This is a genomic window from Sphingomonas sp. (genome assembly GCF_031380695.1).
Taxonomy (GTDB): domain Bacteria; phylum Pseudomonadota; class Alphaproteobacteria; order Sphingomonadales; family Sphingomonadaceae; genus Sphingomicrobium.
The window spans coordinates 1-3,698 of sequence record NZ_JANMWY010000240.1 but is presented as its reverse complement, the minus strand read 5'-3'; the positions used below and the strand labels follow the sequence as shown (position 1 = coordinate 3,698).

The 3,698-nt window shown below is 64.7% G+C and carries 4 protein-coding genes and 2 pseudogenes; 1 reads left to right on the top strand and 5 read right to left on the bottom strand.

Annotated features, from left to right (window positions below; all coding sequences use genetic code 11):
- Both RMN84_RS08540 and RMN84_RS08535 read right to left on the bottom strand, forming a co-directional pair.
- Positions 1-454, bottom strand: a 454-nt coding sequence (locus RMN84_RS08540; RefSeq protein WP_405051467.1) for a tRNA (guanine(37)-N(1))-methyltransferase, incomplete at its 3' end; no start/stop codon positions are given.
- Between the two features lie 426 nt (positions 455-880).
- Positions 881-1,159, bottom strand: a complete 279-nt coding sequence (locus tag RMN84_RS08535) for a hypothetical protein (RefSeq protein WP_309611751.1) — start codon at positions 1,157-1,159, stop codon at positions 881-883.
- A gap of 81 nt (positions 1,160-1,240) precedes the next feature.
- Between RMN84_RS08535 and RMN84_RS08530 the strand changes: the two genes are divergently transcribed.
- Positions 1,241-2,155 (top strand): NAD(P)/FAD-dependent oxidoreductase, encoded by a 915-nt coding sequence (locus RMN84_RS08530; protein WP_309611750.1) that lies wholly within the window; start codon positions 1,241-1,243, stop codon positions 2,153-2,155.
- Here the strand turns inward: RMN84_RS08530 and rimM are convergent.
- From rimM to RMN84_RS08515, 3 genes and pseudogenes are all read right to left on the bottom strand, one after another.
- On the bottom strand, positions 2,152-2,652 hold the full coding sequence (gene rimM / locus RMN84_RS08525; protein WP_309611749.1) for a ribosome maturation factor RimM: 501 nt from the start codon (positions 2,650-2,652) through the stop codon (positions 2,152-2,154). The genes RMN84_RS08530 and rimM overlap by 4 nt on opposite strands.
- A gap of 272 nt (positions 2,653-2,924) precedes the next feature.
- A pseudogene (gene rpsP / locus RMN84_RS08520) lies at positions 2,925-3,368 on the bottom strand (30S ribosomal protein S16); the annotation flags it as partial.
- A gap of 33 nt (positions 3,369-3,401) precedes the next feature.
- A pseudogene (locus RMN84_RS08515) lies at positions 3,402-3,698 on the bottom strand (signal recognition particle protein); the annotation flags it as partial.

Sequence of the window (3,698 nt, the reverse complement as noted above, 5' to 3'; positions counted from 1 at the left end):
GTCGAACGCAAGCGTCGAGCAGCACCATCGCGCCAAGTTCGCCGCCCGACAGGACATAGTCGCCGATCGATACCGGTTCGAGGGCGCGCGCCTCGAAGATCCGCTCGTCGAAACCCTCGAACCGCCCGCACAGGATGATCGCTCCACTACCGGCGGCGAGGGTGCGGACGCGAGCCTGGGTCAGGGGTGCGCCGCGGGGGGTCATGGCGAGCATCGGGCGGCCATCTGAGACGCTGTCGAGCGCGGCGGCAAGGATGTCGGCCTTCAGCACCATCCCCGCCCCGCCCCCGGCCGGCGTGTCGTCGACGCTGCGATGCTTGTCGGTCGCGAAGTCGCGGATGTTACGGGTGTCGAGGGTCCAGGCATTGCCCAGCGCCTTGCCGGCAAGGGATGCGCCGAGTGGACCGGGGAACATCTCCGGGTAGAGCGTGAGGACCGTGGCGGCGAAGGTCACGTGCGAGCGTACCAAAATCCAAAAGACGCGAGGAGAAGGCAGAAAGCAAAGGTAATGACTGCAATAAAGAGACCTGTGATGGCAGCAGCCATTGCCATTGCGCAGGCATCAACCCCGCATGAATCCCGCGACGAAGATGCGGCGTGGAAAAAAATTGCTATGCTCAATGATGCCAGGATGCCGGGAATGGGAAGGGACGACGCTATCAGGACCCGACGCTTCGTCCATCGAGAGAATCGCCCGAGCAGCCATGCAACTGCGAACGCCAACACTCCCATAACTCCGACAATCGCGAATTCGACAAAACCGATGGGAAAGGGAAACATAAGTGTTGTCTAGCAAATGCCGAACGCGGCCGAAAGCTCGGGATGCGTCGCCAAAAAGGGTGAGCTACTACATTCGGCGTTCGCGTCGCGATAAACCTTTTCAAATTTTATGGCTTGGCTCGTTTACCTCGCGACGAAACCTTTCACTGGCCTCGATCTCCTCAATGATATCTTCCTTCAGATAGCGAAGCGCATCCCAAGGATAATCACACCCCTTGCTCCCCAGCCACAGAATGCGACCGAGCAATGCCGCAGCGGTGGCCTCGGTGTAATAGTCCTTAACTCCGTCAGCGACGCAACGAGCGGCCACGTGAATGCAATACTCGTCCGTCGCGCGATACGCATACAGATCACCGTCCGACCAACGACAATAGCTCACTGTTTCCTCCGTCTAACATAATAGCGGAGACTGGTGTTGATGGGTGAGGAACATCATCCGAACCGGTGCGCTACAGCCCTCATGGACAAACCCATCGACTGCCTGATCATCGGCGGCGGCCCGGCCGGGCTGACCGCTGCCATCTATCTCGCCCGCTTCCACCTCGACATCGTCGTGGTCGACGAGGGCAAGAGCCGGGCCAAGTGGATCCCTTGCACCCATAATCACGCCGGCTTTCCCGGCGGCATCAGCGGCATCGAGTTGCTCGACCGGATGCGCGAGCAAGCGCGAAAATATGGCGCGAAGATCGAGACTGGCCGGGTCGGCAGGCTCGATCGCGAAGGCGACCACTTCGTCGCCTTGCACGGCGGCGGCACCGTCCGCGCCCGCTCCGTGCTGCTCGCCACCGGGGTCACCAATCGCCGCCCGCCGATGGACGAGGAGCTTCACGACGACGCGATGGCGCGCGGACTGATCCGCTATTGCCCGGTGTGCGACGGCTATGAAGTGACCGACAAGAAGGTCGGCGTGATCGGATCGGGCACGGGCGGCGTCAACGAGGCGATCTTCCTGCGCAGTTTCACCGCCGACGTCACGCTTATCGCGCCGCATGCCGCATTGGATGTTTCCGATGAGGATCGCGCCCGGCTCGAGGAAGCGGGCATCGTCACCGTCGATGGACCGGCGGAAGCGGTCGCGGCGCACGAAGATTGTATCGTCGTCGACACCGCCGAGGGCCATCACAGCTTTGACAGCGTCTATCCGGCGCTCGGATCCGACACCCATGTCCAGCTCGCGCAGATGATCGGCGTCGACCTGTCCGGCGACGCCTGCGTCACCGTGGACAGCCACCAGCGGACCAGCGTGCCCGGCTTCTACGCCGCTGGGGATGTCGTGCTCGGCCTCGACCAGATCAGCCACGCGATGGGCGAAGGCGGGGTCGCGGCGGTCACGATCCGGAACGATCTGGCGACGCGCAAGCCGATGTACCGCTAAGCCAGAAAATCCGGGTCGAGCAGGATGCGCCCATCGTCCATGGTCGCGATCGGGTCGCGGAATGGGATCAGCGCGCGCTTGCCGTCGTCGCGCTCGATTTCGAGCAGGTCGCCCGCGCCGAAATTCTCGACCCCGACCACCCGGCCGTGCGCCGCGCCGGTCTCATCGAAGCACGCCATCCCGATGAGGTCGGCGTGATAATATTCGCCGTCCTCGAGCGGCGGCAGCACATCACGATCGATCTCGACCAGCGATCCCCGCAGCGCCTCGGCGGCGGAGCGGTCGGCGACCCCCTCGAACCGCGCGATCGGTGACTTGTCGGCTGGCTTGATCGCGACGAGCGTCCGCTGTTCACCGCCTACGAACAGACGCGCGCCCTTGGTCAGATTGGCGAGGCTGTCGGCGAACAGTTTGAGCCGCACCTCGCCATTGATGCCATGCGCCCCTGCGACGGCGGCCAGCGCTACGCGCCGCTCGCCTGTCGCGGGGGACGTCATGACGTTCAGGCCTTTTCGGCGGTCGCGTCTTCGGCGGCAGCTTCCTTGGCCGGAGCCTCGTCAGCAGCACCTTCGGCCGGCACCTGGGCGCTTTCGCCGGTCACTTCATCGGCGACGTCGCCAGCATCGCTGTCGGGTGTCGCAACATTCGCGTCCGCAGCGGCCGGCGCTTCCTCAACGACCGGGGCGTCAGCGGCAGCTTCCTCAGCGACCGGCGCTTCAGCCGCGGCTTCCTCGGCGACCACGTCCTCGGCGACCGGCACCTCGGCGACCGACGCTTCGGCCACGATTTCCTCGACCGGAGCCTCTTCGGCAACCGGCTCGGGCTCAGGCTCGGGTGCCGGGGCAGCAGCGGCCGCAGCCGCCGCCTCTTCGGCCGCCGCCGCCTTGGTCACGCGCTCCTCGGCGCGCTCGACGGCCTTCTCGCCCGGCTTGCCCTTGTTGGGGTTGCTGCGCGCCGGACGCTCCTTGATGCCGGCGGCATCGAGGAAGCGCAGCACGCGGTCCGACGGCTGCGCGCCGACCGACAGCCAGTGGGTGATACGCTCGGCATCCAGCTTGACCCGCTCGGGATTATCCTTGGCGAGCAGCGGGTTGTAGGTGCCGACCTTCTCGATGAAGCGGCCGTCACGCGCGTTGCGGCTATCCGCTACCACGAGCCGATAATAAGGGCGCTTCTTGGAGCCACCGCGAGCGAGACGAATTGCAACTGCCATAATATGTTCCTCATATTGATCAGTGAATTAGAGTTATTTCTTCGAGAATTTGTTAAAGCCTGGCGGCAGGTTGAACTGCCCCGCGCCGCCCGGCAGCCCGGGCAGGCCCTGACCGCCGCCCGGTGCCAGCCCGCCGAGCGCGCCTTCCAGCCCGCCTTTGCCGAACATCGCCGCCAGCTTGCCGAAGCCGCCCATCTTCCGGAGCCGCTTCATCGCGCCGGCCATGTCCATGTGCATCTTGAGCAGCTTGTTGACGTCCTGCACCGTCGTCCCGCTGCCCTTGGCGACGCGGATCTTGCGCTTCGCATTGATGATCTCGGGCTTCGACCG